Source organism: Ruegeria sp. AD6 (assembly GCF_056542325.1).
On sequence record NZ_JBQFZQ010000003.1, the window covers coordinates 1 to 23,450 of the forward strand.

At 60.0% G+C, this 23,450-nt stretch carries 22 protein-coding genes and 2 pseudogenes; 16 read left to right on the top strand and 8 right to left on the bottom strand.

Features of this window, described 5'->3' with window-relative positions; genetic code table 11:
- Together ACR0KJ_RS08625 and ACR0KJ_RS08630 are read right to left on the bottom strand one after the other, a co-directional pair.
- Nucleotides 1-239, bottom strand: a pseudogene (locus ACR0KJ_RS08625) (hypothetical protein); the annotation flags it as partial.
- Between the two features lie 54 nt (nucleotides 240-293).
- The gene (locus tag ACR0KJ_RS08630) at nucleotides 294-974 is read right to left on the bottom strand and encodes a uroporphyrinogen-III synthase (protein WP_480626451.1); all 681 of its coding nucleotides are present in this window, start codon (nucleotides 972-974) and stop codon (nucleotides 294-296) included.
- 130 nt (nucleotides 975-1,104) lie between these two features.
- On the opposite strand from ACR0KJ_RS08630, the gene tsaD reads away from it, so the two are divergent.
- Genes tsaD through ACR0KJ_RS08650 form a run of 4 tightly spaced genes read left to right on the top strand, consistent with a single transcriptional unit; the run spans nucleotide 1,105 to nucleotide 3,854 of the window.
- Nucleotides 1,105-2,202, top strand: coding sequence for a tRNA (adenosine(37)-N6)-threonylcarbamoyltransferase complex transferase subunit TsaD (gene tsaD, locus ACR0KJ_RS08635; RefSeq protein ID WP_480626452.1), 1,098 nt, complete (start codon nucleotides 1,105-1,107; stop codon nucleotides 2,200-2,202).
- Nucleotides 2,199-3,161, top strand: a complete 963-nt coding sequence (locus ACR0KJ_RS08640; protein ID WP_480626453.1) for an NAD(P)H-dependent glycerol-3-phosphate dehydrogenase — start codon at nucleotides 2,199-2,201, stop codon at nucleotides 3,159-3,161. The genes tsaD and ACR0KJ_RS08640 overlap by 4 nt, the downstream gene beginning before the upstream one ends.
- Before the next feature lies 1 nt (nucleotide 3,162).
- Entirely contained in the window at nucleotides 3,163-3,432 is a 270-nt protein-coding gene (locus tag ACR0KJ_RS08645; protein ID WP_170453314.1) for a YciI family protein, read from the top strand.
- Nucleotides 3,432-3,854: an EVE domain-containing protein gene (locus tag ACR0KJ_RS08650; RefSeq protein WP_480626454.1), complete on the top strand. Its 423-nt coding sequence runs from the start codon at nucleotides 3,432-3,434 to the stop codon at nucleotides 3,852-3,854. Before ACR0KJ_RS08645 ends, ACR0KJ_RS08650 begins: the two co-directional genes overlap by 1 nt.
- 225 nt (nucleotides 3,855-4,079) lie before the next feature.
- Here ACR0KJ_RS08650 and ACR0KJ_RS08655 read toward each other — a convergent pair whose 3' ends face one another.
- The gene (locus ACR0KJ_RS08655; protein WP_170453316.1) at nucleotides 4,080-4,421 is read right to left on the bottom strand and encodes a DUF2853 family protein; all 342 of its coding nucleotides are present in this window, start codon (nucleotides 4,419-4,421) and stop codon (nucleotides 4,080-4,082) included.
- 191 nt (nucleotides 4,422-4,612) lie between these two features.
- On the opposite strand from ACR0KJ_RS08655, the gene ACR0KJ_RS08660 reads away from it, so the two are divergent.
- Nucleotides 4,613-5,260: a DUF899 family protein gene (locus tag ACR0KJ_RS08660; RefSeq protein ID WP_480626455.1), complete on the top strand. Its 648-nt coding sequence runs from the start codon at nucleotides 4,613-4,615 to the stop codon at nucleotides 5,258-5,260.
- A 13-nt stretch (nucleotides 5,261-5,273) separates the two neighbouring features.
- Here the strand turns inward: ACR0KJ_RS08660 and ACR0KJ_RS08665 are convergent, their stop codons facing one another.
- The 3 genes from ACR0KJ_RS08665 to ACR0KJ_RS08675 form a co-directional block, all read right to left on the bottom strand.
- Entirely contained in the window at nucleotides 5,274-6,020 is a 747-nt protein-coding gene (locus ACR0KJ_RS08665) for an extensin-like domain-containing protein (protein WP_480626456.1), read from the bottom strand.
- A 13-nt stretch (nucleotides 6,021-6,033) separates the two neighbouring features.
- Entirely contained in the window at nucleotides 6,034-7,422 is a 1,389-nt protein-coding gene (gene ahcY / locus ACR0KJ_RS08670; protein ID WP_170623557.1) for an adenosylhomocysteinase, read from the bottom strand.
- 103 nt (nucleotides 7,423-7,525) lie between these two features.
- Nucleotides 7,526-7,840 carry a hypothetical protein gene (locus ACR0KJ_RS08675; RefSeq protein ID WP_170453319.1) on the bottom strand — a complete coding sequence of 105 codons (315 nt, stop codon included), beginning with the start codon at nucleotides 7,838-7,840 and terminating at the stop codon, nucleotides 7,526-7,528.
- 206 nt (nucleotides 7,841-8,046) lie between these two features.
- On the opposite strand from ACR0KJ_RS08675, the gene ACR0KJ_RS08680 reads away from it, so the two are divergent.
- From ACR0KJ_RS08680 to ACR0KJ_RS08690, 3 genes are all read left to right on the top strand, one after another.
- Complete coding sequence (locus ACR0KJ_RS08680; RefSeq protein WP_480626457.1) at nucleotides 8,047-8,640, top strand: HD domain-containing protein; 594 nt, start codon at nucleotides 8,047-8,049, stop codon at nucleotides 8,638-8,640.
- 29 nt (nucleotides 8,641-8,669) lie between these two features.
- A complete protein-coding gene (locus ACR0KJ_RS08685; RefSeq protein ID WP_480626458.1) occupies nucleotides 8,670-9,377 on the top strand; it encodes a hypothetical protein in 708 nt (235 codons plus the stop codon).
- A gap of 360 nt (nucleotides 9,378-9,737) precedes the next feature.
- Nucleotides 9,738-10,226: a CHAP domain-containing protein gene (locus ACR0KJ_RS08690; RefSeq protein ID WP_480626603.1), complete on the top strand. Its 489-nt coding sequence runs from the start codon at nucleotides 9,738-9,740 to the stop codon at nucleotides 10,224-10,226.
- 44 nt (nucleotides 10,227-10,270) lie between these two features.
- Here ACR0KJ_RS08690 and ACR0KJ_RS08695 read toward each other — a convergent pair whose 3' ends face one another.
- Together ACR0KJ_RS08695 and ACR0KJ_RS08700 are read right to left on the bottom strand one after the other, a co-directional pair.
- A complete protein-coding gene (locus tag ACR0KJ_RS08695; RefSeq protein ID WP_050604676.1) occupies nucleotides 10,271-10,825 on the bottom strand; it encodes an ActR/PrrA/RegA family redox response regulator transcription factor in 555 nt (184 codons plus the stop codon).
- An 80-nt stretch (nucleotides 10,826-10,905) separates the two neighbouring features.
- Entirely contained in the window at nucleotides 10,906-11,532 is a 627-nt protein-coding gene (locus tag ACR0KJ_RS08700; RefSeq protein ID WP_170453322.1) for an SCO family protein, read from the bottom strand.
- Nucleotides 11,533-11,622: 90 nt separating this feature from the next.
- Between ACR0KJ_RS08700 and regB the strand changes: the two genes are divergently transcribed.
- From regB to trxA, 8 genes and pseudogenes are all read left to right on the top strand, one after another.
- Complete coding sequence (gene regB, locus ACR0KJ_RS08705; protein WP_170453323.1) at nucleotides 11,623-13,020, top strand: sensor histidine kinase RegB; 1,398 nt, start codon at nucleotides 11,623-11,625, stop codon at nucleotides 13,018-13,020.
- 68 nt (nucleotides 13,021-13,088) lie between these two features.
- Nucleotides 13,089-14,597 carry a PAS-domain containing protein gene (locus ACR0KJ_RS08710; RefSeq protein WP_480626459.1) on the top strand — a complete coding sequence of 503 codons (1,509 nt, stop codon included), beginning with the start codon at nucleotides 13,089-13,091 and terminating at the stop codon, nucleotides 14,595-14,597.
- Between the two features lie 41 nt (nucleotides 14,598-14,638).
- Nucleotides 14,639-15,112 carry a tRNA (adenosine(37)-N6)-threonylcarbamoyltransferase complex ATPase subunit type 1 TsaE gene (gene tsaE / locus ACR0KJ_RS08715; protein ID WP_480626460.1) on the top strand — a complete coding sequence of 158 codons (474 nt, stop codon included), beginning with the start codon at nucleotides 14,639-14,641 and terminating at the stop codon, nucleotides 15,110-15,112.
- Nucleotides 15,109-16,113, top strand: coding sequence for an aminoglycoside phosphotransferase family protein (locus tag ACR0KJ_RS08720; protein WP_480626461.1), 1,005 nt, complete (start codon nucleotides 15,109-15,111; stop codon nucleotides 16,111-16,113). Before tsaE ends, ACR0KJ_RS08720 begins: the two co-directional genes overlap by 4 nt.
- On the top strand, nucleotides 16,110-16,796 hold the full coding sequence (locus ACR0KJ_RS08725; protein WP_480626462.1) for a nucleotidyltransferase family protein: 687 nt from the start codon (nucleotides 16,110-16,112) through the stop codon (nucleotides 16,794-16,796). The genes ACR0KJ_RS08720 and ACR0KJ_RS08725 overlap by 4 nt, the downstream gene beginning before the upstream one ends.
- Nucleotides 16,789-19,713, top strand: a complete 2,925-nt coding sequence (gene addB / locus ACR0KJ_RS08730; protein ID WP_480626463.1) for a double-strand break repair protein AddB — start codon at nucleotides 16,789-16,791, stop codon at nucleotides 19,711-19,713. Before ACR0KJ_RS08725 ends, addB begins: the two co-directional genes overlap by 8 nt.
- Nucleotides 19,710-23,069: a double-strand break repair helicase AddA gene (gene addA / locus ACR0KJ_RS08735; protein WP_480626464.1), complete on the top strand. Its 3,360-nt coding sequence runs from the start codon at nucleotides 19,710-19,712 to the stop codon at nucleotides 23,067-23,069. Before addB ends, addA begins: the two co-directional genes overlap by 4 nt.
- Before the next feature lie 42 nt (nucleotides 23,070-23,111).
- Nucleotides 23,112-23,450, top strand: a pseudogene (gene trxA, locus ACR0KJ_RS08740) (thioredoxin); the annotation flags it as partial.

Genomic DNA, 23,450 nt, shown 5'->3' on the forward strand with positions numbered 1-23,450 from the left:
GCTTCGGCTTCGGCTTCGGCTTCGGCTTCGGCTTCGGCTTCGGCTTCGGCTTCGGCTTCGGCTTCGGCTTCGGCTTCGGCTTCGGCTTCGGCTTCGGAAGTCAGGTCTTCGCTGGCGTCGTTCTGGTCAACAGCCGCGTCATCAGATTCGACAGTTGGATCGACAGTTGCGCCTTCGGCTACGTCGTCCGATTTCGGGGTTTCCACCGGTTCCTGATCGGTTTTCTTTTTGCCCGCCACCGTCACATTCCCCTTATCGATTCTAAAATCACCAGAACTACAGACTGGTTCAAGTTAATCTGCACCCGGCTCGCCCTCAACCCGCATCGCATGTTTCACAAGCTTTTTAACGGCTTTGCGCATTTTTACGGGCGTCGGCTCTTTGGCGATCTTCAGGCGCGTGTAGCCCAAGGATTTAAGGGGTTCCGCCGTTGCCTGGCTGATCGCGGCCAGCCAAAGGGGCGCGGTTCCGGCCCAGATGTCGGCAAATTGTCGCGCGGTCCGGGGTGAGAATATCGGCGCGATGATTGGCCGATCTGCGTTGCAAACCGCCAAAGCCTCGGCGCTCAGCGGTCGCAGATGTTGCTGGTAAACCGCCTGTTCCCGCGTTGTGACACCCAGTTCCGTCAAACGCTCGGCCACGTTTCCACGGCTGTGTTCGCCGCGCAGATGCAACAGCGGGCTGTGCGGCCGGATCTGTAGCAGGGCGGCCACCAGTTCCTCGGCCGTGCCGCCAACCATCTGCGCCGCCCAGCCTGCACCTTTGGCGGTGCCGGTCGTGGTCGGACCCACACAATAAGCGGGCAGATCGCGGCTCACCCCCATCGATGCCGCCGCGTTCACCGCATTGGCTGACGAGAAGATAAGCCCCCGCACGTCGGATGTTGAAACCTGCACCGGCAGCGGTTTGATTTCCAGAATGGAGGAATGGATGACGGTCACCCGTGATCTGGTGCGGGTCGGCAGCTGCGCCACAAACCTCTCCGAGGCAGCGCGCGGGCGTGTCATCAACAAATACAACGATCGGCGCCTTTGGCCTTGGGATTGTTTGCATCCGCGCAGGGTGATACCCCGCTTGCCAATTATGATGCAACGGATCGTGCCAATGGTGCAAACACTTACCGTCCTTGGATTGGAAAGCAGCTGTGACGATACTGCCGCCGCCGTGGTGCGCCAGACAGAGGGCGCACAGGCCGAGATTCTGTCCTCGGTCGTGCATGGCCAGACCGAGCTGCACAGCGCCTATGGAGGCGTCGTGCCCGAGATCGCGGCACGAGCCCATGCCGAGAAGCTGGACACCTGTTTGGTGCAGGCGCTTTCGGCTGCGGGATTGGGTCTGGGCGACATGGACGCCATTGCCGTGACCGCTGGGCCGGGTCTGATCGGCGGGGTCATGTCCGGCGTGATGTGCGCAAAAGGAATCAGTGCGGCCACCGGTCTGCCGCTGATCGGCGTCAATCACCTGGCCGGGCATGCGCTGACCCCGCGCCTGACCGATGGCGTATCATTCCCCTATCTGATGCTGCTGGTCTCGGGCGGTCATTGCCAATACCTGATCGCCCATGGCCCCGAGGCGTTTACCCGCCTTGGCGGCACCATCGACGACGCTCCGGGAGAGGCATTCGACAAAACCGCCCGCTTGCTGGGCCTGCCGCAGCCCGGTGGTCCTTCGGTCGAGGCCGAGGCGCGCTCGGGCGATCCCAAGCGGTTCCGGTTTCCGCGCCCCCTGTTGGATCGGCCCGGATGTGACCTGTCTTTCTCGGGGCTCAAAACGGCGCTGATGCGGATGCGCGATCAGATCGTGGCGGAAAAAGGCGGGCTGACCCGGCAGGACCGCGCTGATCTGTGCGCCGGGTTCCAACAGGCGGTTGTGGATACGCTGGCCGAGAAAACCCGTCGCGCGATCGGTCTGTATTTGGAACAAAACCCTGCCAATCCTGTGATCGCAGTGGCCGGGGGTGTGGCCGCAAATTCCGCCATTCGGGCCGCGTTAGAGACTGTTTCTTCCGAACAAGGCGTTTCGTTCACTGCCCCACCGCTGGCCTTGTGTACCGACAACGCGGCGATGATCGCCTATGCCGGGCTTGAACGCTTTCGCACCGGCGCGCAGGATGGTCTGGACCTGACCGCACGTCCACGCTGGCCCTTGGATCAAACCAGCCCGGCGATGCTGGGCAGCGGCAAGAAAGGGGCCAAGGCATGAGCGTTTCAGTACTGGGCTCTGGCGCATTCGGAACCGCCCTTGCGATTTCTCTGGCAGGCAACGGGCCTGTCACCTTGTGGTCGCGCGACGCAGTGCAAGCCCGCGCCATGCAGGAGACGGCCGAGAACGCACAACGCCTGCCCGGTGTGCCTTTGCCGCCCCAGATCACGGTGACGGCGCAGATCGATCAGGCGTGCCAATCGGATTTGCTGTTGGTCTCGGTGCCCATGCAGCAATTGCGTGCGGCCTTGACCCAGCACCGAACGGCATTGACGGGCAAAACTCTGGTCGCCTGCTGCAAGGGGATTGAACTGTCCACTGGTCTTGGCCCGGTGGCGGTGATCCGTGAAACCGTCCCGGATGCCCAACCAGCTCTGCTGACCGGGCCCAGCTTTGCCGATGACATCGCGCGCGGCCTGCCTACGGCGCTGACATTGGCCTGTGCAGACGCCGCTGCGGGCGAATACCTGCAAGCCCGGCTGACCACTGCGAATCTGCGCCTTTACCGCACCACTGACACCACCGGGGCCGAGTTGGGCGGCGCGTTGAAAAACGTCATGGCCATCGGCTGCGGCGCTGCTATCGGGGCAGGGTTGGGCGATAGCGCACGGGCTGCCCTGATCACCCGCGGTTTTGCCGAGATGCAACGCTTTGCCGCCCAGCGCGGGGCGCAACCGGATACGTTGATGGGGCTGTCCGGGTTGGGCGATCTGGTGCTGACCTGTTCATCCGAACTGTCGCGAAACTATCGTTTTGGCCTGTGTTTGGGTCTGAATCAGCCGTTCGACAAGACCACAACAGTCGAAGGTGTCGCCACGGCCCGCGCCATGGCCAAGATCGCCAAGGCCGAGGGGCTGGACATGCCAATCAGCACAACGGTGGCGGAACTCAGCGACGGTGCCTACAGTGTAGCTCAGGCGATTCAGTCCCTGCTGGGTCGGCCGCTTAAGGAGGAATAGAATGCTCATCGCCCTGATCGCCAAAGACAAAGCTGGCGCGCTGCAAACCCGTCTGGACAACCGCGCGGCCCACCTGGCCTATATCGAGGAAACCGGCGTCGTCTCGCAAGCCGGGCCACTGTTGGAGCAAGAGGACATGATCGGGTCTCTGGTCATTCTGGATGTCGAGGACATGGCCGAGGCCAAAACTTGGGCCGAAAACGATCCCTATGCTTTGGCGGGGCTGTTCGAGTCGGTCGAGTTGATCCCCTGGAAACGGGTGATCGGCTGATGGCGTATTGGCTGTTCAAATCCGAACCTTCGACCTGGAGCTGGGATCAACAGGTCGCCAAGGGCGATGCGGGCGAAGAATGGGATGGCGTACGCAACTATCAGGCACGCAATTTCATGCGGCAGATGGCCGTGGGGGATCGCGGCTTTTTCTATCATTCGCAAAAGGACAAGGCGATTGTCGGCATTGTCGAGGTCTGCGCCGCAGCCCATCCCGACAGCACCACCGATGACGAACGCTGGGAATGTGTGGACATCAAGGTGGTGCGCCCGTTCGCCAAGCCCGTGACGCTGGATCAGATCAAAGCGGATGAGCGGTTGGCCGAGATGGTGCTGGTCAAAAACTCACGCCTGTCCGTGCAGCCTGTCAGCGATATGGAATGGGTTACAATCTGTGCTCTGGGCGAAACCCAAGCGGATTGAAGGTAAAAAAGGGAAGGCCCTGCACGGCGCAGAACCTTCCCTACCCCACGTGCTCCCTACTCACCACACGTGTATCGAAAATCTGGTTCTGACCGTCCTGGTCTCTGAATTGACCATAGCCCGATCCGCGACCGCGTTTCAAACGGCAAGTCCTTAGAATCCAATTCAAATGCAAAACGCCCGCCTTGGGGACAGGCGGGCGTTTGTAATCGTATTGTGCGGGGATCAACCGTAAACGGATTCTTTCCCGAAATGCTTGGTCAGCATGTAATAGACGACCGCGCGGTATTTGTTGCGCTCGGACATGCCATAGGTTTCCATGGCCTTGTTGATCGCTTCCATCAGCTCGGGACCGTCGGACAGGCCCAGTTTCTTGATCAGGAAGTTGTTCTTGACGGTCTCAAGTTCACCTTCCTGGCTGGCCGCCACTGTCGACGCATCCGCGTCATAGATCGCCGGACCGCAACCGATGGTGACCTTTGTCAGCAGGTCCATATCGGGGTCCATCCCACATTTGCCTTTCAGATCTTCAGCGTATTTGGCGATCAAATCGTCGCGTTTGCCCATGTCCCATTCTCCTTAATCCGTTGTCACGGCACTTTTCACCGATGCCCGAGAGACTAGCCTTGCAATGAGATTTCCCAAAAGGGAAAAATCACAAGGTTTCCCCCTAGGCCGAACTTTGCGGAACGCCGCGAATTGATTTTCGTGGATTTTTTATTTAACCTTTTTGTTAATTACGAATCCCGGAGGTCCCGATGCCCGTTTCCCTACCCAATGAAACCACCGCATATCGATCCGCTCGTAACGCGCTTCTTTCCGCCGAGCGGGACCTGAGAGCAAAGGTTGAAGAGGTCGCGGCCTTGCGCCGTGCTCTGCCTGTCGGGGGCAAGATCCCAACCGATTACGCGTTCCGAAATCTTGCCGGCGAGGCCGCACCGATGTCGTCGCTGTTTGGCGACAAGGATACGCTGATCATCTATTCGCTGATGTACGGACCGGATGCGGAACGCCCCTGCCCGATGTGTTCGGCCTTTCTGGATGGGCTGAACTCTCAGATCCATCATCTGGCGCAAAAGGCATCGGTTGCGGTGGTGGCGCAGAACACGCCCGAAAAACTGTCGTCCCTCAAGGACAAGATGGGTTGGAATGCACTCCTGCTATATTCCGCGCTGGGGACGCGGTACCAGAGCGACTATCTGGCCGAGACCGACGGGGGTGACCAGCTTCCCATCCTGAATGTCTTTCAGCGCCTTTCGGACGGAATTCACCATTTCTGGAGTTCCGAGCTGTTCTTTGAACCCAGCGATTGGCATCCCCGGCATGTGGATGCGGCGTGGCCGTTGTGGAATGTTCTGGATTTCACACCACACGGCCGCGGAGATTTCATGCCCTCCCTGCGCTAAGACGGCGGGAGGGCTAGCGGCAATAGCCCCAGCCGGGCCCCTGAAGGTGAAAATGATCGGCATGTAAGCGGTTGAAATCAGGGCCGAGTACCACGCGGAACCAATCGCATGCGCCGCGCCAGATCTGACGCAGAAAATCGGCCTCAGGGCCGGGTTCGATCCAGTCGTCCAACAGGTTCAGCACCCGCCCGTCGGCCAGGGTAACGCCTATGATGTCTATCGAATCCGCCGTGGCATGGCTGCTCCAACCATTGTTTTCACCTTGGGCCGTGCGCATGCGGCGGCAGTTATAGCTGCCCAGATGGCGCAGGGACCGGACCGTAGTGCCCAGAATCTCCTGCGCGGCTGGCTGGACCACGTGATGTTCCCACATCGCCAGACGCAGGGCGATGGTGCAGCGTGTCTCAACAGCCGCGACTTTGGCTGAGGTCAGTTGCGACAACGCGCCCCGACCAGCAATGCCGCAGTTCTGATCAACGACCAGATCCTCCATCGGTTCAAACGCCACACCCGCGTCGGACAGGGCCGCCCGGCACTGCGCCTCATCCGCCAGCGCCCGGTTCAATTGGTATCTGGTAACTGGTGTGACCCGGGCTTTCACGGTCAGATCCCGCATCGGATTCCAATGCGATGGAACAGGCGATTGCGGATGGGACAGCAACAGATACCCGCCCGAACCAACAAGAAATAGAAATACGATGATCGAAAAGAAAGACGCCGCCAGATACGAAATCCGGCGGCGTCCTGTGCGTTTGCTCATACCCGATCCGCGATCAGTAGCGGTAATGCTCGGGCTTATAGGGGCCTTCCGGCGCAACACCGATATAGGCCGCTTGTTCATTATCCATCTTGGTCAGTTTCACACCGATGCGGTCCAGATGCAGGCGCGCGACTTTCTCATCCAGATGCTTGGGCAGGATGTAGACCTTGTTTTCGTACTGATCGCCTTTGGTGAACAGCTCGATCTGCGCCAGAACCTGGTTGGTGAAAGACGCCGACATCACGAAAGACGGGTGCCCGGTGGCGTTGCCGAGGTTCAGCAGGCGACCTTCGGACAGCAGGATGATGCGATTGCCCGAGGGCATCTCGATCATGTCCACCTGTTCCTTGATGTTGGTCCATTTGTGGTTCTTCAGGCTGGCCACCTGAATTTCGTTGTCGAAGTGGCCGATATTGCCGACGATGGCCATATCCTTCATCGCGCGCATATGCTCGATGCGGATCACGTCCTTGTTGCCGGTGGTGGTGATGAAGATATCCGCGCTTTCGACTTCGTCTTCCAGCAGGGTCACTTCGAACCCGTCCATCGCGGCTTGCAGCGCGCAGATCGGATCAACTTCGGTGACTTTCACACGGGCACCTGCGCCACGCAGCGAAGCCGCCGAGCCTTTGCCCACGTCGCCATAGCCGCACACAACAGCAACCTTACCAGCCATCATGGTGTCGGTGGCGCGGCGGATGCCGTCAACCAGCGATTCCTTGCAGCCATATTTGTTGTCGAACTTCGACTTGGTGACACTGTCATTCACGTTGATCGCCGGGAACGGCAGGTGGCCGTCTTTCACCAGCTGGTACAGACGATTCACGCCGGTAGTGGTTTCCTCAGAGACGCCCTGAATCTGGTCGCGCATCTTGGTGAACCAGCCGGGGCTTGCCGCCATACGCTTGGCGATCTGCTTCTTGATCACCTCTTCCTCTTCCGAACCCGGAACGGGGATGATGTCCTCACCCGCTTCGGCGCGGGCGCCCAGCAGGATATAAAGCGTCGCGTCGCCGCCATCGTCCAGGATCATGTTGGGGCCGTCTTCGAACAGGAAGGATTTGTCCAGATAATCCCAGTGTTCTTCCAGCGTTTGACCCTTGATGGCAAAGACCGGAACACCAGCCTCGGCAATCGCTGCCGCCGCATGGTCCTGGGTCGAGAAGATGTTGCACGAGGCCCAGCGCACATCCGCGCCAAGTGCTGTCAGCGTTTCGATCAGAACGGCTGTCTGGATGGTCATGTGCAGCGAACCGACGATGCGCGCGCCCGACAAAGGCTTGCTGTCGCCATATTCCGCACGCAAGGACATCAGCCCCGGCATTTCGGTTTCGGCGATATCCAGTTCCTTGCGGCCAAACCCGGCCAGCGAAATGTCTTTAACGATATAGTCCCCGGCCATCTGGCGCTCCATTTTTCCGGTCAATCACACTTGGCTGCCCCTAACATCCCTTGGGGCAGGTGGCAATGTGGATGTCCGAAAACGGAGTGTTACGCCAGTTTTATCAGCTTGGCGTGCCGTCAACTTTGACTTTCGGGATCGCTTCGAAAAAATCGGTGCCAACGGCGACAATACAGGAAATGCCGTTCGCCTGGGTCACCAAAACGGTATAACTGCCCGTTTCTTTTGAGGTCCAAACCTCCATGACCGACTGCGCGCCGCGTGTTTTCTGCAAACCGCCAAAAGCCAGCTCTTCCGAGTAACTCTTCTGCAATCTGTCAATCACATGCTCGCGCTCTGCACAGGTGCGGGCAAAGGCGGGCGGGGCCGTGGCGGCCATGCCAAAAGTCAGGGCAATTGCAAATAAACGCTTGAACATAACTTGCTCCTTTCACTTCGCGTTGCATTTGTGAGAGGCGCACACCGGGAGAAGCGTGTGCCCCCCTCGGTTTTTATGTCGGGATCGAGTGGTGATGTTTCAAAGCACGAACGCTCAAGAAAACGTTGGCAGCAAGTGATCCTGACAGGTACATCATAGCAGAAAAATACGATTTTAATGTGTCCCACTTCACAAGGCATGGCAGAATGGCAACACAACCCCGAGCATGGCAGAGGATGCTGTCAGGCCGCAGGCTGGACCTGCTGGACCCGACCCCGGTGGATATCGAGATCGAAGACATCGCGCATGGTCTGGCCTTTGTGGCGCGTTGGAACGGGCAGACAAACGGCGATTTTGCCTATTCCGTGGCCGAACATTCCCTGCTGGTCGAAGAGATTTTTGGCCGTATCGCCCCCAAAGCGCCCGCGAAATGGCGACTTGCTGCCCTGTTACACGACGCGCCGGAATATGTGATCGGCGACATGATCTCACCCGTCAAATCCGCCGTCGGCCCGGACTATGGTGCGCTGGATGATCGGTTGGCAGCAGCCATCCACATCCGGTTCGGGTTGCCTGCTGAGGTACCGAAGACGGTGAAGCGGCAGATCAAGAAAGCCGACAAAATCAGCGCCTGGATGGAGGCCACGCAGATCGCGGGGTTCTCCGAGGCTGAGGCGACGAAGTTCTTTGGTCGTCCGGATCGGGGGGTGATAGAGGGGCTGACGATTACGCTAAGACCGCCGGTTGAGGTGAGGGAGGCTTACATGACTAGGCACCAACAGCTTTTGGATGAACAATAAGGTTGGAAACACAAATGATTAAGTCGATCATGAAAGTAGTGCTGGTCTTCTGCTATACTTCGTCGATGGCACTTGCATCGCCAAAGGATGATGCGGTGTATCTTGTATCCCTTTATGCCGATGAAACGATTTACCTGAAAGTTCGCAAAAATGCAGCCGAGCTCTATGTGAAAGCACTTGCCAGAGAGTTGAGCGCTCACAATGTGAAGGTCGTGGATTTTGATCGCTTCGAAGCGCTTATCCCGGATTCGATTACAGATATCGGAATCCATGGTTTTCACATCAGAAGCACTCGTGCGATAATGGAGACTTTCAACGCGGCACAGCTTTCCGAAATTGTAAAATTTCATAAATCAGATGCTGCCCGAACTTTGAGCCGGTTTTCGCGTGAACAAGTCGAAAAAAATATTCCGTCCAGCGAAAGGCTTGTTTTTGTTCCTACAGAACCGGGATACGATGAAAGTAAAGTACAAGACATTCTTTCAGAAAAACAATTCCAGCAATTCAAAGATTACTACAGCAGTGATACTGCGAGGTTGTACGAGGAAAACAAGTCAGATCTGGCACTGTTTGTAGGGATGTCCGCGGCTACTGCGCATTTGAGTTACCCGAACATCGAACCAACTATTTTTGCACCCTTTATGTTAGAGGCCTTCAACGCCCGTGGAATTGTCTCCTTTTCAAATCCAATCGAAAAGCGAAAAATGATTGAGAAAGTAAAGCAAGCGCTAAATTAGTTTTTGAAGCAAAACACAGGTTGCCAACCAACCAACTACCTATGACAACGTTTCACCAATATCCGCGGCAACGTCCTGCGGTGCATGTTCAAACGCCGTGCCGCTACGGACAAAATGCGTGAGCCCAGTCATCAACACTTCGGTTTCTTAACCCCCTCCTGAACCCGTTATTGTCTGAACGGTGCAACAAAGAACCGGCGAAATCTTGCCACGAGCTGACAGACCTCTTTTCACAACACATCTGATCCCCCTAAAACTCACGTGTCTTCGAATGGACAGTGAAGATTCTTGAGCACCGGCACACGCAAAACAGACACGACTTGGCCGCGCTTGTCCGGCACAATCCGTACCGCAATTGCGGTGGGGCTTTTGAGTCTGGTCTCTGCCTGCGCCCAAGGTCCAACCGAACTGGGACTCGATCCGGAACGTCAGTCAATGGCGCTGCGCGAGGTCTCGCAAAAGCAGGCTCGGGGGCAGAGGGTGTGGTGCGTGCCCTATGCGCGCAACCTCAGCGGTATCGAAATTCGCGGCAACGCCAAGGATTGGTGGGGCAAGGCGCGCAGTGGTTTTGCGCGGGGCAATGAACCGGTTGTCGGTTCGGTCATGTCGTTTCGGGCAACCCGCGGGATGCCACTGGGCCATGTGGCGGTCGTGTCCGACGTTGTCACCGAGCGGGAAGTCATCGTGAACCACGCCAACTGGCACCGCAACAAGGTGTCGTTGAAGATGGGCGTGAGGGATGTGTCCAAAAACAACGACTGGACGCTGGTTCGGGTCGAAAGCCTTCCGGGTCAGTATGGCAGTTTGTACCCGGTGAACGGGTTCATCTATCCGAAGTCTGGCGAGTAGTCTCAAAGACTACCCTTTGAACAGACCAGTCAAGGCTCTGCTTTTTACCGCGGGCTACGCTTCGCCAAAATCCGCTGCAACGTCCGACGGTGCATATTCAGCCGCCGTGCGGTTTCCGAGACATTCCGGTCGCACAGCTCATAGACCCGCTGGATATGCTCCCACCGCACGCGGTCGGCGCTCATGGGGTTTTCCGGCGGCGGGGGCAGTTCATCACCCTTGGCCAGCAGCGCGTTGGTGATATCGGTGGCGTCGGCGGGCTTTGATAGGTAGTCGGTTGCGCCGATCTTCACAGCCGCCACGGCGGTTGCAATCGCGCCGTAGCCGGTCAGCACAACAACCCGGCTGTCGGGGCGCTTTTCACGCAAAACCTCGACCACATCCAGACCATTGCCATCCTCGAGCCGCAGATCGACAACTGCATAGGCGGGCGGACGGGCGGTAGAGATCGCGCGACCTGCGGCGACGGAACCGGCGGTTTCAACCTCGAACCCGCGCTTTTCCATGGCCTTGGCCAGACGTCTCAGAAACGGCTCGTCATCATCCACCAGAAGCAGGGATTTGTCAGGGCCGATATCAAGCTGAGAACTGTCTGCCATTCTTGGGTCTTTCCGCTATGTCATGCCGTTGGCTTGAACAAGAGTAATAGCAGCGCGGGAACAAAGGTCAAACAACCTTGTCAGGACGCGCCTTGATCGAGGAAACAGCCAACCTTGTCGGCCATCTGCTGGGCGGTGTCGTCGCGCTTGAAGAACTCCAGAAACCCATCCTCGGGCGTCACCAGATAGGTGAATGTCGAATGATCGACCAGATAGTATTCATCGCTTTTGTCATGGGCCTTGTAATAGGTCTTGTAGGCCTGACTGGCGGCCTTGACCTGTTCGGGCGATCCCGTGAGTGCGATGGTTTTGCCACCCAGGTTGAAGGCATAGTCGCCGACCACCTCTGGCGTGTCCCGATCCGGATCGATCGAGATGAACAGGGGCGTCGTGGAATACCCGCGCCCGGCCAGAATATCGACCGCCTCGGCGTTGCGGGACATATCGAACGGGCAGACATCGGGGCAGAAGGTATAGCCGAAATAAACCAGCGTCGGTTCGGTGATCACATCTGCGTCAGTCACCGTCTCGCCCTTGCCGTTGATCAGCTCGAACGGCCCGCCAATGGCCGCTGTACCCCCGGCGATCTGGCTGGATCGGCATTGCGCGAACTTGTCGTCCGAACCCGACCCTTGCGTCAAAAGCCACATGGCCCCAAGGCCAATAGCCAGAACAACGGTTGCGAGAACAGCATACAGGCGGGTCATGGCGATTATCCGTGCGCAAGGGGTTGTTGATCGTTTCGGCCGGGACACCTATCAAGATGAACAGCCGATGCAACAGGACATAATCGACCGATGGCAGATTCCAACCAGACGTTTTGGCGCGGCCAGGAGCGCAGCAGCTGGATCCGGCTGCGCACGCTGATCCTGTTGCGCTGGGTGGCCATCGTGGGGCAGATCACCGCGATCACCGTGGCCCAGCAAACCTATCACGTGCAGCTTGAGGTCGGGCTGTGCTATCTGGCCATCGGTGTTTCGGTCATGGGCAATCTGACCGCGATTTTCCTGTTCCCGCAGAACAAGCGCCTGACCGAATTCGAAAACTTCCTGATGGTGCTGTTCGACCTGATGCAACTGGCGTTTCTGCTGTACCTGACCGGCGGTCTGAACAATCCGTTTGCCCTGCTGTTGCTGGGGCCCGTCACCATCTCGGCCAATGTCATGAGCACGCGGTCCACTTTGATCGTTGGTGGCGTTGCCATCATTCTGGCCACCCTGCTGGCCGAATTTCACCTGCCCCTGCGCACCGATATCGGGCTGATTCTGCGCATTCCGGATATTCTTCTGTTCGGCAACTGGGCCGCGATCCTGATCGCCATCGTGTTCATCGGCGCTTATTCGCACCGCGTCAGTTCCGAGGTGCAATCCATGTCCGAGGCGCTGTCGGCCACCCATATGGCCCTGGCGCGTGAGCAGAAACTGACCGATCTGGGCGGTGTGGTTGCCGCTGCCGCACACGAACTGGGCACGCCACTGGCCACGATCAAACTGACCAGTTCCGAGCTGATCGAAGAGCTGGATGACCGACCCGATCTGAAAGAAGACGCCGCGTTGATCCGCGAACAGGCCGACCGCTGCCGCGATATCCTGCGCGATATGGGCCGGGCAGGGAAGGATGACCTGCATCTGCGGCAGGCCCCGATCTCGACCGTGGTGCATGAGGCCGCGGAACCGCATATCGAGCGCGGCAAGATGGTTCACTTCGCCGAAGGCCCGGCACAGGATGGGGACGTGCAACAGCCCTCGATCCTGCGCAAACCCGAGATCATTCACGGCCTGCGCAACCTGATCCAGAACGCGGTGGATTTCTCGCGCGCCAATGTCTGGGTCGAGGCGCATTGGACCACGGATCAGATCACTGTCAGCATCATGGATGACGGTCGCGGCTACCCCTCGCACCTGATTGGGCGGATCGGAGATCCGTTCATGCGCCGTCGCCGGGCCGAGACCGATCAGCGCGCCCGCCCGGAATACGAAGGGATGGGGCTGGGCCTGTTCATCGCCAAAACCCTGCTGGAACGCAGCGGGGCCGAACTGGAATTTGCCAACGGATCGGACCCCTATCAGCACCTGTCCGACAACCCAGCCCACAAGGGTGCGATTGTGCGAGTGTCCTGGCCGCGCAAGCTGATTGACGCGCAAAAGGGCGACACGCCGGTGCCCTCGGGCAGCAACCAGCACATCCAGGTCTGAATTAACAGACCGTTAACCAATCAGAGCCATAGTCTGATCCCAGCATTTGTTCCGGCATGGGGTTTTCTATGGCTGACTGGATCATCCTGGCCACAATCAGCCTTGTATCGTGCTGTCTGGCCATTCAATGGCTGCTTCCGCGCCGCGCGCGCCGGGATGACAGCTATGGGATGTTTTCGAACGCCTCGCTGTTTGACGCGGTGTTTCTGTTCGACGGGGACCGGCTGATCAGCCATTCCGATATCGCGCTGGCAGGGTTCGAGCAGGTGGGAGATTGGGACGGGCTGCGCCGCTTGTTGCAGCGGGACTTCCCCAACTTTCCGGAAACGCCGGATATCGTGCGCGATCAGGGAAGTCTGGTGGTCTCTGCCATCGATTGCACGGTTGAACGAGAGGTTCTGTGCGAATGGATCGACGGAATCGTACGGGTGCAATTGCACGAACCTGCGAAATCATCCGAAAGCCAACTGCGCGATCCGAACGATCCGATCCGTCTGGCGATGGATCAGGCCCCCTATCCGGTCTGGCTTTGGGGCCACAAAAACCGGGTTACGTGGTGCAACGCCGCTTATATCGCGCTGGCCCGCAAGGCGCGCGGTCAGGACGTGGATCTGACTGCGCCACTGTTTCCGACCCAAAAGGGTGACCCAAGACCTGCCGGGAAAACCCGCATCCCGATTGATGTTGTCGGCAGCGACAGTCAGTTATGGTTCGACCTGACCCAGATCGAACATGACGAGGGCTGCCTGTGCTATGCCATGGACGTCAACGCGATTGTCGAGGCGGAAACCGCCCAGCGCAAATTCGTGCAGACGATGACCAAGACCTTTGCACAGCTCTCCATCGGTCTGGCCATCTTTGACCGCAACCGTCAGCTGGCCCTATTCAACCCGGCCCTGATCGACCTGACCACCCTGCCCCCGGATTTCCTAAGCTGCCGTCCCAGCCTGTCCAGTTTCTTTGACCGGCTGCGGGATCAGCATATGATGCCGGAACCCAAGAATTACCGGTCGTGGCGCAAGCAGATGAACGATCTGCTCGAGGCGGCAGAGGATGGGAATTATCAGGAAACATGGTCTCTGCCGTCCGGCTCGGTCTATTCTGTCAGCGGTCGTCCGCATCCCGATGGGGCCGTCGCCTTTCTGTTCGAAGATATCACGGCCGAGATTACCCTGACCCGCCGGTTCCGTGCGGAAATGGACCTGATGCAATCGATTCTGGACAAGCTGGCAGACGCCATTGCCGTCTTTGCGGATGATGGCACGCTGGCGCTGACCAACTACGCCTATCAAAAGCTTTGGGGCGATGCCGATGATGCAGGATTCCACAGCGACTCGGTCATGGATGTGACCCGCAAATGGCAGGAGCGTTGTGTTGCCACGCCCATTCTGGGCGAGATCCGCGATTTCGTTGAAATGCGCGACAACCGGGCCGAATGGTCAGCTGAGATCGGGATGCGCGACGGCACCAAACTAGAGTGCACGGTGACCCCAATGCAGAACGGCGCGACCATTGTGCGCTTTGCCTGTGACGCCGCCGTGCTGGACCGAACTCCAATCCAGCAAATCAGCGCCTGAACCGGGTTGCAGCCGCGCGGGCGCGAGGCCATTGTGGCGCCATGACGATGCCGCCTGTTTCCCTTACCCTGACATCCCCGGACGACACCGCCGATTTTGCCACCCGATTGGGCAACACCCTCGGCCCCGGCGATATTGTGCTGCTTGAAGGGCCCATCGGCAGCGGTAAGACGCATTTCGCCCGCAGCCTGATCCAGTCGCTGATGCAGGTGCCCGAGGATGTGCCCTCACCCACATTCACTCTGATTCAGGCCTATGACACGCAGGCCGGTGAGGTCTGGCATTGCGATCTCTACCGGCTGAGCATGGTCGAAGAGGTCGAAGAACTGGGCCTGATCGACGCGTTTGAAACCGCGATCTGCTTGGTTGAATGGCCCGATAAACTGGGCCCTCTGACGCCGCAATCCGCGTTAAACCTTGTGTTCGAAACAGACCCTAACGCGGAAGAAACCCGCCACCTGACGCTTAAATGGTCCGACCCGAAATGGTCGCAAAAACTGGAGACGACCACATGACCAACCGGGCCATACTGACCGAGGCGCTGATCGCGCAGACCCCATGGGCCGGGGCCCGCCGCGCGCCTCTGGCCGGGGACGCGTCGAACCGCAGCTATGAGCGTCTGACCGATCACGCGACCGGCCGCACCGCCGTTCTGATGGATGCGCCGCCCGAAAAGGGCGAAGACGTCAACGCGTTTGTGCGGGTTGCAGAATACCTGCGCTCGGTCGGGTTGAACGCCCCCGAGATCTACGCCGAAGATGCCGAATTTGGCATTCTGCTGCTGGAGGATCTGGGCGATGACCTGTTCGCCCGCGTTCTGGACAAAGACCCCGGCAAGGAACGCGCGCTGTATGAGGCCGCGACCGATGTGCTGCTTCACCTGCACAATGCGCCCTCGCTGTCTTTACCGTCCTACGACCCGGCGCTGATGACCGAGCTGTCATCGCTGTCCTTCACGAAATATGCCCAGGGCATTCTGGGGCGCTACGACACGGACGCGCTGGCCCGGTTCGAAAGCCGGTTTTCCGATATTCTGCACCGCGAAACGTCCGGAAAAAAGGTGGTGGTTCTGCGCGATTACCACGCCGAGAACCTGATCTGGATGCCGGATCGTGATGGGGTGCAGCGGGTCGGGTTGCTGGACTTCCAACTCGCGATGCTGGGGCATCCAGCCTATGATCTGGTGTCCTTGCTGCAGGATGTCCGCCGGTCGGTTTCGGTGGGGACCGAGATGCAGATGATCAACCGCTATGTTGCGGCCTCGGGCATGAATGATCACGATTTCCGAACCGCTTACAGCGTTCTGGGCGCGCAGCGGAATCTGCGTATTCTGGGGGGGTTTGCACGGCTGGCCACGGATTATGGAAAACCACATTATATTGATCTGATCCCTGCGACATGGTCGCATCTGATGCGCGATCTGGAACATCCTGCCCTGCTTTCCGTGGCAGATGTGGTGCGGGAGGCGCTGCCCGAGCCGACCCCTGAAAATCTGGCGAGGCTGAGGGCGGTATGACCAACACTCCGACCGCGGTCATGATGTTTGCCGCCGGGTTTGGAACCCGCATGGGCGCGTTGACCAAAGACCGGCCCAAACCCTTGATCGAAGTGGCCGGGAAACCTCTGATCGATCACGCTTTGGACCATGTGGAGGGTCTGAATCCCGAACGCGTGGTCGCAAACCTGCATTATCATGCCGATCAGCTTGCTGCAAATCTGGCGCCCAAGGGGGTGCTGCTATCGCGGGAAGAGCCTGAGATTCTGGAAACCGGTGGCGGGTTGCGTGCCGCCCTGCCCCTGCTGGCGTCAAACCCGGTCTTCACCTTGAACACCGACGCGATCTGGGCCGGGCCGAACCCGTTGACCTTGCTGCAAAACGTGTGGGATCCGCAAAGGATGGATGCCCTGCTGATGTGCATCCCCATTGCCCACACGGTGGGTCACAGCGGCACCGGCGATTTCACTGCAGATGCCGAAGGCCGGATCACGCGCGGGCCGGGCCTGGTTTATGGTGGCGCGCAGATCATCAAAACGGATCGCTTGGCAGAATTTTCGGAACAGGCGTTCTCTCTCAACCTGCTTTGGAACCGGATGCAGGACCAAAATCGGCTGTTTGCAACCGAATACCCCGGTCGATGGTGCGATGTCGGACGACCCGAGGGGATTGCCCTGGCCGAAGGGTTGCTGGCCGATGTTTAAACCCAGCGCCCTGCCCCGCGTATTCGCCGTTCCGCCCGGCACCGACTTTCCCAAGGCGCTGGTCGACGGGCTGCACCAACGCAGCGATGGCCCGCCCGAGGCGCTGGCGCGGGTGCAACTGGTGGTCAATACCCGCCGCATGGCGCGCCGCGTGCGGGACCTGTTCGATCAGGGCCCGCCCTGCCTGCTGCCCCGCCTGTCTCTGGTGACCGATCTGGGGGAAAGCGTCGATCTGGCGCAGATCCCGCCTGCCATTCCGCCCCTGCGGCGACGGTTGGAGCTGACGCAGCTGATCTCGAAACTGTTAAAGCAACAGCCCGATCTGGCTGCGCGCGCCTCACTGTTTGATCTGTCCAACAGTCTGGCAGCGCTGATTGATGAGATGCAGGGCGAAGGTGTCTCACCCGACGCGATCCGGCAATTGGATGTCAGCGACATGTCTGGCCATTGGGCGCGGGCACAGGCGTTTATCGGCATCGCAGATCATTTTGTCGATGCAGGCGTTCAGGCGATGGATGCGCAGGCCCGCCAACGTCGGGTGGTCGAGAACCTGATTGCCCGCTGGCAGGACGCACCGCCTGAGCATCCCGTAATCCTGGCCGGATCGACGGGATCGCGCGGTACAACGCTGATGCTGATGCAGGCCGTTGCGCGCTTGCCGCAGGGCGCGTTGATCCTGCCGGGTTATGATTTTGACCAGCCGGATGCCGTTTGGGATCGCCTGGATGAGGCGCTGACCTCAGAGGATCATCCGCAATACCGCTTCCGCAAGCTGATGCACGCGCTGGAACTGACCCCCGATCAGATCCAGCCCTGGACGGGCAAGCAACCACCGTCACCCGCGCGTAACAGGTTGGTTTCGCTGGCTTTGCGCCCTGCCCCGATCACCGATGCCTGGATGTCCGAAGGCCCGCAACTGGCGGATCTGGACCGTGCGACCAAGGACCTGACACTGATCGAGGCGGACTCGCCCCGGTCCGAGGCGTTGGCCATCGCCCTGCGCCTGCGACAAGCGGCGGAAACCGGCCAGACCGCCGCCCTGATCACGCCGGATCGGATGCTGACCCGACAAGTCAGCGCGGCGCTGGACCGTTGGAACATCCTGCCCGATGACAGCGCAGGCCTGCCCTTGCAACTGTCGCCTCCGGGCCGGTTTCTGCGCCATGTCGCGGGGTTGTTTGCCCGTCGGCTGGATGGTGAGGCTTTGCTGACCCTGCTGAAACACCCGCTTTGCCATGACGGAGCCGAGCGTGGCGCGCATCTGCTGCACACCCGCGATCTGGAACTGGATCTGCGCCGCAATGGCCCCCCGTTTCCCGATCATGCCAGCCTGACGGCCTCGGCCATTCGCACCGAAGCGCCTGCGGATTGGCTGAATTGGGTCGGAACGCATTTCTGCGATCAGCAAATCACAGGTGAACTGCCCCTGACCGACTGGGTTGATCGCTTGCGGAAGTTGGCCGAGGCCATTTCAGCCGGCGGCGCAGGCGAACAAGGCACGCTCTGGGACAAGAACGCGGGGCAAAAGGCGCTGGCCGTTCTGACCTCCCTGCAGGATGAAGCGCACCATGGCGGGCCCATGACCGCCCATGATTTCGCCGATCTTATGGGCGCGCTTCTGGCCGGGGAAGAGGTCCGCGACCGCGATGCGCCGCATCCCAACATCATGATCTGGGGAACGCTTGAGGCCCGCGTGCAGGGGGCCGATCTGCTGATTCTGGGCGGTCTGAATGAAGGCAGCTGGCCCGAGGCCCCCGCGCCCGACCCCTGGCTGAACCGTCAGATGCGCGACAAGGCGGGGCTGTTGCTGCCCGAGCGCCGGATCGGCCTTTCGGCGCATGATTTCCAGCAGGCTATCGGCGCGCCCGAGGTCTGCCTGACCCGCGCCACTCGTTCGGACGATGCGGAAACTGTCCCGTCGCGGTGGCTGAACCGCCTGACCAACCTGCTGCAGGGTTTGCCCGATCAGGGAGGCCGAGAGGCTCTGAAAGACATGCGCGCGCGCGGTCAAACGTACCTGAGTTGGGCGAAAGCGCTGGAACAGGCCCCCCGGATCGATGCGGCGCACCGCCCGTCCCCGCGCCCTCCGGTCGCGGCGCGGCCTCGTCGTCTGTCGGTGACTGAAATCAAGCGCCTGATCCGCGATCCGTACGCGATCTACGCCAAGCATGTGCTGCGCCTGAAACCGCTGGACCCGTTGGTTCAGGCCCCCGATGCTTTGTTGCGCGGGATCGTGATCCACGAAATCCTCGAACATTTTGTCAAAGACAGCGTGTTGGATACCGCCTTGCTGACCCGCGAGAATTTCCTGAAACGCGCACATGATCTGCTGGAAACCCATGTCGCCTGGCCGACCGCCCGCAAATTATGGCTGGCGCGGCTGGAACGGATTGCCGACGCTTTCCTGTCCGCCGAAACCGCGCGCCGGGGCGATGGCGGGCCGGTGGCCTTTGAGGCCGCGATGAAGCTGGTGCTTGCGCCGTTGGATTTCACCATTGTCGGGCGCGCCGATCGGATCGACCGCAACAGCCGGGGCGCGCTGCGGATTATCGATTACAAAACCGGCGCGCCACCGAGCGAAAGCCAGCAGGCCAAGTTCGACAAACAGCTGTTGATCGAGTCCGCCATGGCCGAGCAGGGTGCCATCGAAGGGATCGACCCCGTCAGCGTGGCCGAGGCGATCTTTATCGGCATGGGCGGCAGTTACAAAGAGGTCGCCGCACCGCTGAACAAGGAACCCGCAGACAAGGTGTTGGCTGAGTTGAAAGAGCTTGTTTCGGCCTATTTAGAGCCTGATCAGGGCTTTTCCTCTCGCCGGATGCTGCACAAGGACACCGACATTGGCGACTATGACCATCTGGCCCGGTTCGGCGAATGGGATCGCACCGCCGAAACCCGCCCCGAGGACTTGACATGACCCCTCGCAACGACGCGACCGAGCGGCAGGTGCAGGCCGCGCGCCCCGATGCTTCGACCTGGCTGGCGGCCAATGCGGGGTCGGGCAAAACGCGGGTGTTGACCGACCGCGTGGCGCGGTTGTTACTGGACGGGGTGCAGCCCCAACACATCCTGTGTCTGACCTATACCAAAGCCGCCGCCAGCGAGATGCAGAACCGGTTGTTCAAACGGCTGGGCGAATGGGCGATGCTGGGCGACGCATCGCTGTTGCAACAACTGACCGATTTGGGGGTCAAAGGTATCATCGATCCCAACCGGCTGGCGCAGGCACGCACGCTTTTTGCGCGCGCGATTGAAACGCCGGGCGGGCTGAAAATCCAGACCATTCACTCGTTCTGCGCCTCGCTGCTGCGCCGTTTCCCGTTGGAAGCCGGGGTCAGCCCGCAATTCGCCGAGATGGAAGACCGGGCCGCCGCCTTGTTGCGCGAAGAAATCATTGAGGATTTCGCCGAAGGCCCCCAAGCCGGGTTGATCGAGGATGTTGTACGGTTCGTCACCGATACAGATTTTGACAAGGTGACAGCAGCGGTTGCGCAACGGCGCAACCTGTTCGCACAGCCGTTACAACACACCGACCTGTTGCAGCGTTTTGGGCTGTCCGAAGGGTTCGACGAAGACCAGTTGCTGGCCCGGGTGTTTCTGGGTGGCGAGGTCGAGTTGATTCAATCCATGCTGCCCGCGCTGATCGAAAGTGGCGGCAACAACGCCAAGGCGGCGGCAAAACTGGCCGGATTCACCGAGGCGCGGTTGGCACATCTGCCCATGCTTGAGGCTGTGTTTCTGACCGGCAAAAGCGCAAAAGAACCCTTTACCGCCAAGGTTAACGGCTTCCCGACCAAGGCCCTGCGCGAAGGCGCGCTGGCTGACCGGATGCCGCAACTCGAAGCGTTGATGTTACGGGTCGAGGCTGCGCGCGAACAACGCCTCGCACTGGTTGCTGCGCAAAAAACGGCCGTTCTGCACCGCTTTGCCGCCGCCTTCCTGCCGGAATACGAGCGGCGCAAGCAACTATGCGGCTGGCTGGATTTCGACGACCTGATCCTGCGCGCGCGGCAGGTTTTGAACGACCCGGCAGTGGCCGAATGGGTGCTGTACCGACTCGATGGCGGTATCGACCACATTCTGGTGGATGAGGCGCAGGATACCAGCCCGGATCAGTGGGATGTGGTCGAGAAGCTGGCGCAGGAATTCACCAGCGGAGAGGGGGCCCGATCCGGAGTCGAACGCACGATTTTTGTGGTCGGGGACAAGAAACAGTCGATCTACTCGTTTCAGGGCGCGGACCCGCAAGCCTTTGATCGGATGCAAGCTGAGTTTGGGCGAAAGCTGACAGAATCTGGCTCTAAACTGTGGGATTCGACGCTGGAATACTCGTTCCGATCCTCCAGCGCGATCCTGTCTCTGGTCGATATTCTGTTCGAAAACCGCACCGATGCGGGGTTTCACAAGGACAGCCAGCACCGCGCGTTCAAGGCGGATCTGCCGGGGCGCGTCGATCTGTGGCCAGTGGTCGAAAAGGTCGAAGATGACGAGGATGGCGACTGGACCGACCCCGTTGACCGGCCCAGTTCGCGCCACCACACCGTCATTCTGGCCGAGCAGGTGGCAGGGTCGATCAAGCGCATGATCGAGCAGGGTGAGACGGTCCCCGAAGATGGCGAAACGCCCGGTACGTTTGTCCGCCGCAAAGTACGGCCGGGTGATTTCCTGATCCTGGTCCAGCGCCGCTCAGACCTGTTTGCCGAGATCATTCGCGCCTGCAAGGCCCAGGGCCTGCCCATTGCCGGGGCTGATCGCCTGAAAGTCGGCGCTGAGCTGGCGGTCAAGGACCTGGCCGCGCTGCTGAGTTTCCTTGCCACACCCGAGGACAGCTTGTCGCTGGCCACCGTCCTGAAATCACCGATGTTCGGATGGAGCGAACAGGCGTTGTTCGATCTGGCCCATCGGCGGCAAGAGAAATTCCTGTGGGCCGCGCTGCGCAACCGGGCCGAGGAATTTCCTGAAACGCTGGCCGTGCTCAACGACCTGCGCGGGCAGATCGATTTCCTGCGCCCTTATGACCTGATCGAACGCATTCTGACCCGCCATGACGGGCGGCGAAAGCTGTTGGGGCGGTTGGGGGCCGAGGCCGAGGATGGGATCAACGCGCTGCTATCGCAGGCTTTGGCTTATGAGCGCACGGATATTCCCAGCCTGACCGGGTTTCTGGTCTGGATGCAGACCGACGATCTGGAAATCAAACGGCAGATGAGCGGTGTGGGCGACATGATCCGGGTGATGACGGTGCATGGCTCAAAAGGGTTGGAAGCGCCCATCGTGATCCTGCCAGATACCGGAAAACGGCAGGCCCCGCGCGATGCCGAGATCATGGTCGCGGATGGAACGCCGTTGTGGAAGGTGCCTGCGGATGTGTCGACCAAGCTGATCTCTCAGGCACGGGATGAGGCCCGAAGCCGCGAGGAAAACGAACGGCTACGCCTGCTCTATGTGGCTCTAACACGGGCTGAAAAGTGGTTGATCGTGGCGGCCGCGGGGGATGTCGGCAAGGATGGGACCAGTTGGTACCAGATGGTCGAGACCGCGATGGAACGGGCAGGGGCGACCCAGCTTGAAGGTTCGGGCAAGCGGCGATTGGCGCATGGGGATTGGGATGCCCTGCCATGCGTTGAACACCACGCCGCGCCGGAAACGGCGTATGATCTGCCCGCGTTCTGCGCGCAAGCTGCCCCAGATGCACCGCAGATCGAGGAAACCATCAGCCCGTCGGAACTTGGCGGGGCAAAGGCGCTGCCCGGTGATGCCGGTCAGGATGAAGAGGCCGCAAAGCTGCGCGGCACTCGGCTGCATCTGTTGCTGGAGCACCTGCCCGGCAGCGCACAGGACACCTGGGCACAGCTTTGCGCCCGGCTTCTGCCCGATATGCACGACGCGGATCGAACCGAGTTGCTGAACGAAGCCATGGCCGTTCTGACGGCGCCCCCCCTCAGCCCCGTGTTCGCCCCGGATACGCTGGCCGAGGTGCCGGTATCCGCCGACCTGAACGGGCAGCGGATGCACGGTGTTATTGACCGGCTGATCGTGACGGAAGAAGAAGTGCATGTGATTGATTTCAAATCAAATGCCACCGTTCCGGATAGTGCCGAGACCTGCCCCGAAGGCCTGCTGCGCCAGATGGGGGCCTATGCGCAGGCGCTGGCGCAGATCTATCCCGACAAGACCATTCGCACGGCGATCCTGTGGACCCGCACGGCGGACCTGATGTGGTTGCCACACGATCTTGTGACGGATGCACTGGCCCGCACCCAGATATCTTGACCTTACCCGAACCGGCACCTACGTTCTGTTCCCGAGTTTACCCCATTCAGGAGACAGAATATGTCGACCGTTGCCGTTACCGACGATACCTTTGATGCCGAAGTCAAGAACTCGGCCGTTCCCGTAGTTGTGGACTTTTGGGCCGAATGGTGCGGCCCCTGCAAACAGATCGGCCCCGCGCTAGAAGAACTGGCTGCCGAATATGGCGACAAGGTGAAAATCGCCAAGGTGGACGTGGACAGCAACCCCAACGCCGCCGCAGCCATGGGCGTCCGTGGCATCCCGGCGCTGTTCATCTTCAAGGACGGTCAGGTCGTTTCGAACCGCGCGGGCGCGGCACCGAAGGCGGCGCTGCAAAGCTGGATCGAAGAATCCATCTGA